The sequence below is a fragment of the uncultured Lactobacillus sp. genome, assembly GCF_946477725.1.
GTDB lineage: Bacteria > Bacillota > Bacilli > Lactobacillales > Lactobacillaceae > Lactobacillus.
This window is the reverse complement of the sequence record NZ_CAMKZC010000045.1, coordinates 1-5854: the sequence shown is the minus strand read 5'-3', so window position 1 is coordinate 5854 and position 5854 is coordinate 1. Positions and strand designations below refer to the sequence as shown.

5 protein-coding genes are annotated in these 5854 nt (G+C 36.7%); all 5 read right to left on the bottom strand.

The genetic code is table 11. From position 1 onward, the window contains the following. Positions 1-22: 22 nt before the first annotated feature. The 5 genes from secG to Q0R51_RS08890 all read right to left on the bottom strand — a co-directional run bounded on the left by secG (position 23) and on the right by Q0R51_RS08890 (position 5688). Positions 23-256: a preprotein translocase subunit SecG gene (gene secG, locus Q0R51_RS08910; RefSeq protein ID WP_046324479.1), complete on the bottom strand. Its 234-nt coding sequence runs from the start codon at positions 254-256 to the stop codon at positions 23-25. Positions 257-324: 68 nt separating this feature from the next. Then, the gene (locus tag Q0R51_RS08905) at positions 325-2385 is read right to left on the bottom strand and encodes an LTA synthase family protein (RefSeq protein ID WP_294758251.1); all 2061 of its coding nucleotides are present in this window, start codon (positions 2383-2385) and stop codon (positions 325-327) included. A 69-nt stretch (positions 2386-2454) separates the two neighbouring features. Then, a complete protein-coding gene (locus Q0R51_RS08900; protein WP_294758249.1) occupies positions 2455-3480 on the bottom strand; it encodes a lysylphosphatidylglycerol synthase transmembrane domain-containing protein in 1026 nt (341 codons plus the stop codon). After that, positions 3480-4523, bottom strand: a complete 1044-nt coding sequence (locus tag Q0R51_RS08895; protein ID WP_294758246.1) for a glycosyltransferase family 4 protein — start codon at positions 4521-4523, stop codon at positions 3480-3482. Before Q0R51_RS08895 ends, Q0R51_RS08900 begins: the two co-directional genes overlap by 1 nt. Continuing rightward, the gene (locus tag Q0R51_RS08890; protein WP_294758243.1) at positions 4516-5688 is read right to left on the bottom strand and encodes a glycosyltransferase family 4 protein; all 1173 of its coding nucleotides are present in this window, start codon (positions 5686-5688) and stop codon (positions 4516-4518) included. Before Q0R51_RS08890 ends, Q0R51_RS08895 begins: the two co-directional genes overlap by 8 nt. Positions 5689-5854 lie beyond the last annotated feature (166 nt).

Sequence of the window (5854 nt, the reverse complement as noted above, 5' to 3'; positions counted from 1 at the left end):
CTTGATCGGGAGGAACCATTAGTTATTTTGAAGACAAATAAGCTAATACAATAGCAAAAGCGAAAAAGAGAACCAGTAATACAGAGGTTACTTTTTCCATAAATGCCTCAAAACCACGTTTCTTCGTTTGACCACTAAAAACTGCACCGCCAGAGAGTGCATTCAATGCATCTTGCTGTTTTTGCGGCTGCATCATTGTCGCAATAATGATTAAGATTGAAACAATAATTAGTAGCGTCATAAATAAATTGTACAATGCGCTGCCTCCAATATACAGATACGTTACTGGTAAATTTTAGCACAAAATAGATTTAATTTCGAGTTTTATTTTTCGAGCTCCGGAGCATCGGTTTTAAATTTATTTTGTGTGGTTTTCTGCTGATTTTTATACCACAGAGAAGTTTTATTTTTTGAATACAGTTTTTTCAGAGCCTTTTGCTCATTATAGTCGTAATCTTGCGGTTTGACCTTTTTAAACCATTTGGGATGGTAAAAACGTAAAAGATTGCCGGCAATAACACGGTCAGATAATGAAAGCTGAGTTGTTACTTTGTTTGATATTGCCACCAGCTCAGTTTTTAATTTCTTATCTGGCTTAATTATTTCCTCACCTGTTTTAGTGTCATAATAGGTGCTGCCAACTTTGGCATATAACGGTGTGATGAAGTCACCGTTACGCTGTGCAACTATCTGTGGCGCCTTTTTACTTAACAAGTCATGACCAAACTGGATCGTTTTCTGGTTCTTAATTCCAAGCAAATTAAGCAATGTAGGTAGTACATCAATTTCACCACCATAGGTTTTTTTGACGCCACCCTTTAGACCTCTCATATGGAACATTAAGGGAACCCGTTGGAACTTTAAATTATCGAAATTAGTAAATTCATCTTGGTTAAGAAGTTCTGCGCTAGCCTTGTGGTGATTACCAGAAATACCATAATGATCGCCATAAAAGACCAGCAAAGTGTTTTTAGCTAAACCTGTTTTTTGCAGCCACTGCATTAACTGACCAATCGCCTGGTCGAGATAATGGGCAGTTTGAACGTAACCATCAACCGTTTCATCACCAGTTTCAGTTTTAGCAATTGACTGATTTTTCTTATCTAAATCATAAGGATAATGATTGGTGACAGTTATTAGCTTAAGATAAAAGGGTTGCGGCAAACGTTCGATATATTTAATAGACTGAGAGAAGAAAATCTTATCTTTTAAACCATAGCCGATGTAATATTTGGGCTTATTCTGATAATAAGAAAGCGGCATGAAGTACTCATAACCAAATTGTTTATAAGCATTATTGCGGTTCCAAAAAGAACCAGCACCACCGTGCATAACCGCCGTAGTATACCCACCCTGTTGACTTAAAATTGCAGGGGCGCTCTCAAACGTATTTGAAGTACCATAACTGGACATAGCTGAACCAGACTGCAAACCAAAAAGAGAATTTTCCAGCATCATTTCAGCATCCGACGTTTTTCCTTGCCCAACTTGATTGTAAAAATTGGAAAAGCTGAGCGTATTTTTGGCGTGATAGAGTTTATTTAAATTAGGAGTGACCTCTTTGCCTTTCCATTTGTACCCTATTAAAAATTGCTGAAAGCTTTCAAGGTGAATGATCATCACGTTTTTGCCCTTGGCTACTCCAGTATACGCGCTATTGGGTTTGACATAATTAAGCTTCAAGTACTTTTTGACTGCTTGCAAATCAGAAACATTTGCTTTAGCCATTTGTTCACTTGTTTGTGCAGTCTTAAAAGCATCATAAACGGCATATTCATTCATACCCAAATATTTAACAATGTAACTGTTGTCAAAAGTTCTCGTCAATAAACCAGGGCGATCTTTTTGGGCCATCATCAAATTAATCCCTATCAGTAAAACTGCGATACTTTCAAGTAAAAGATTAAATTTAAGTTTTAATGGCCGTAAGTCGTACTTAACTATTTTGCTAACCATCAAGATAATGACAAAAGCAATATCAATAAAAGTTAAAAAATCAGTTGCCCGGGTAATCCCAACAATACTTTTACCTAAATTATCCGCGGTTGAACCGGAAGTCTTAATAATTGATAACGACAAAAAATTAGAAAATTCTCGATAATAAAGGATGTTGGCAAATAACCATAAACTAAGTACAAAATCAGTTGCAATCAGAATCCAATATGATTTTCTGCCTTTAAAGAAAAGACTAATGCCCAATAAAAGCAAGCCCGCTGGTAAAGGATTTAAAAACAACAGAAAATTCTGCATTGCACCTTCAGCACCTAGATTAAATTTTGTCAGATAAATAACGTAAGTCTTTAACCAAAAGGTCACTAAAACAATAGTAAAAAAGCCTAGTTTGGTTTGTGTCAGCCATTGTAGAAAAGACTTGATCCGTGTCATCTTATTCTCCTCTCACTAAGCTTATATCTTACCCTTAACTGCAGTTAGGAGCAGGGATTTTAATAAAAATTAATTATTTGACGGGCTCACTACTTTTTTAGGCTTAAAAATCCAGCCAAAAATTCCCAAGATCATGCCAAAAAAGTAGGTCACAAACCGCCACAAAAACATCCCTACAATTAAGGTACCATTAGCCGAAATAAAGGTAGAAAATAAAGTTTGAAAACTGTATTCAGCTCCCCCTGATGCTCCCGGAATTGGTATTATCGCCATAAACATGATAATCATAATATTCATTTGCGTTACGCTCGCCCAATCTGCTGGTACGTTTAATGTTACTAAAGTCATGTAAGGGATGGAATAAAAACATAGTAATTGTAAAACGGTCAGTATGCCACATACAATTAACTTCTTTTTTTCCTTTTTTAATTTTTGGCTTTCACCATAAAAAGTATCAATCTTTTCAAGCGTGTTTTGGCGCCAAACACTAACTCGATCTTGCTTAATAAATTTAGCCAGCAAGTTCATAATCCAGTTAGCAGCGTTTTTAGTCCAGTTATAGGCAAACAAAATTGCAAGCAAAAAGATGATCGAACCTACATGAATTAAAAAGCCAATGGCAATGAAAATGGCCAAACCGGCAAACTTAGTTGCGACCATGTGAAAGCCGGTAATAATTGTCGTGACATATGCCAAAAACACTACAATTTGATAGATAATGAACTTCATAAGCAAAAGTGAAGTTGCGCGTCCCCCTTCAATACCCATTTGCACCATTGCAGCTAATTGCGAAGGCTGGCCTCCAGTTGACATCGGGGTGATCGCATTAAAAAGGGCCTGAATTAAAGGAATTCTGAAAAAAGACCATTTCGAGCGCTTCGGCTCATTTTTACGTTTACTTAAAACAGCTAAAATACTGGCCTCAAAAACATAGGAAAGAAGCATTAAGCCGAACACCAAAATTAAAGCAATAACATTGATATTACGAGTTGCCTGTTCTAACTGGGCAATGGGAGTCGATCTTAAATCAACGTATAAAACAATACCACTGATTAAAAGGACGACGCCAACGCCCCACAAGTGCTTTTTATTCATTAGCGAATTTGTCCTAATTTCCGGCCAATTTCATATTGTTCGTGGTAAAACTCGTCCCAGATCCGTGCCAGATTGTCCTCTGAATATTTGTCACTAGCCTCAGAAGATAACTTGCTGTATTTATTTAAAATGGCTGAATCTTGGGCTGCTGCCCGCAACTGATTATTCATTTCAGTAAAGTCATGCCCCTTCATGTAATAGCCACTAATTATTGCTTGATATAAGTCAAGATCTCGTAATAAGACTGGCGTTCCACAACTAAAGGCTTCAAGTACAGACATAGGAAACAATTCGTCATAAGATGGCAAAACAAATAAATCCGCTATATTAAGATAATCCACGAGCTTTTGCCGATCAATAATTCCAGTAAATTTGAGATTTTGGGGTGGATTATCTACTAATTTTTTAAAATGATCGTAGCCGTCCGTTATTTTTCCAAAAGAAAAACCACCTGCCCATATAAACTGTATCTCTGGGTTGGCTACAGCTAGTTTGGCAAAGTCATCAACCCCTTTGCGTTCTTGGACTTGACCATCACCAAAAACAACAAATTTATCAAGAGGTATATTTAACTGATGGCGAAATGCGTTCTTTCTTTCTTGTCTTTCAGGATAAAATTCGTTTTTAGCTACAAAATTAGGAATATATTTAACGTTTTCACGTTTAATACCATATTTAACTAACTTATCTATAAAAATGGGATTAACAACGACTATTTCATCCATTCGTTTATAAAAATCAATCACATATTTGTAAAAAACTTTTTTTGCTAACGGTGGCAACTTTACCGAGCCTTCAAGAGTTTCAGGCAAAAAATGCACATAGCCAATTTTGCGTCCGCGGGCTGGTGAAAAACTGTTAGCAAAATAAGTGGGGTTCACAGTATGATAATGAGTCAGATCGCTTGCACCATATTTGTTATTTGTAACATAAAACTTATCGACTAAGTGCGTTCTAAGTAAGTGAATTAATTCTATGTATGCTGAGCCAACTCCCTGCCCCTTTACAGATGCAGCCTGTGAAAACATATTAATCCTAATCATTTGATTCCTCTTTGTGATCCTTTTGATAATCTAAAATTACATCCTGATAGAATTGGTAAACTGAACTGGCAAATTTTTTAGCCGATATTTGATCCATTTTAGCGGCTAATTTTTCAGGCGGAATTGGCTTGCGCCCTTGTCTTAAATAAAACAATATTTCGCTTAACATTTCACCAGGTCCGTTAAAGACTTTGCCAAATTCATCATCGTCAAAAACATGTTCTGTATAATCCGTATCATAAACGACGCATTTCGTGCCGGAAGCTAAAGCCTCAATGTAAGTTAAACCCTGTGTTTCAGTGTCACTGGCTGAAACAAATAAGTCTGCCATTTTATAGTACGATCCTACATCATCATGAGGTACATCACCTGTAAATATTACATTATCTTCTAATGTTAGTCGTTCAACCTGCTCCTGCAAAACTTCCATATCAGGGCCGTCGCCAGCAATTACTAAACGAGTTTCAGGAAATTCATCAATAATTTCCGGCATAGCATTCAAAATACGGTCAATCTTTTTTTCTTCAGCAACCCTACTTAAGGTCAACAAAACCGGAGCATCTGCAGGTATGCCTAATTCCTGGCGCATATCATTATTAGCCGCCTTATTTAAGCTATTTACGTCTACTCCAGTCGGTATTACTCTCATAGGTATATCTACCCTATAACGTTTCAAAAGGGCTTCTACGCGCTTACTAGGGGCAATAACGCCATCCATATTTTTTAAGTAAACGTTGGTAAATTGCTTGACATGATAAGGTCTCAGCAAGTGACCATTCAAAACATAATGTAAGTAATCCTCATACATAGTGTGATAAGTATGAATTGCGGGAATTTTCAATTGGTGGGCAACATATTTGCCTATCATGCCCAAGGCAAACTCAGTTTGAGTATGAACTATATCAAGTTTAACTTCCCGAGCCACTTTAGTAGCCTCAAAAAAGCCCCTGAATGCAACACGGCGGTCAGTAAATGAAATAAAGGGAACACTACTAAAGCGAAAAATATTTGCCTCAACTGCTCCCTTTTTTATATGTGGATCAGTAGTAGTAAAGATAAATACATTATGACCTTGTTTTTCAAGAGCATCTTTTAAAGTTTTGATTGATGTGGCTACACCACTTAATTGCGGAAAATATGAATCGGTAAAGATACCTATATTCATCTGAAATACCTCCATAAAAGGTATTATAAAGATTACACAAAGCTTGTGCAATTTTTATATAATATATATTTACAAAAACAAAAGCAGCTCTCTTATGAGAGCTGCTCCAACAATAGCGGTGATCGGGGTCGAACCGATACGTCCTAAACGGACACCAGATTTTGAG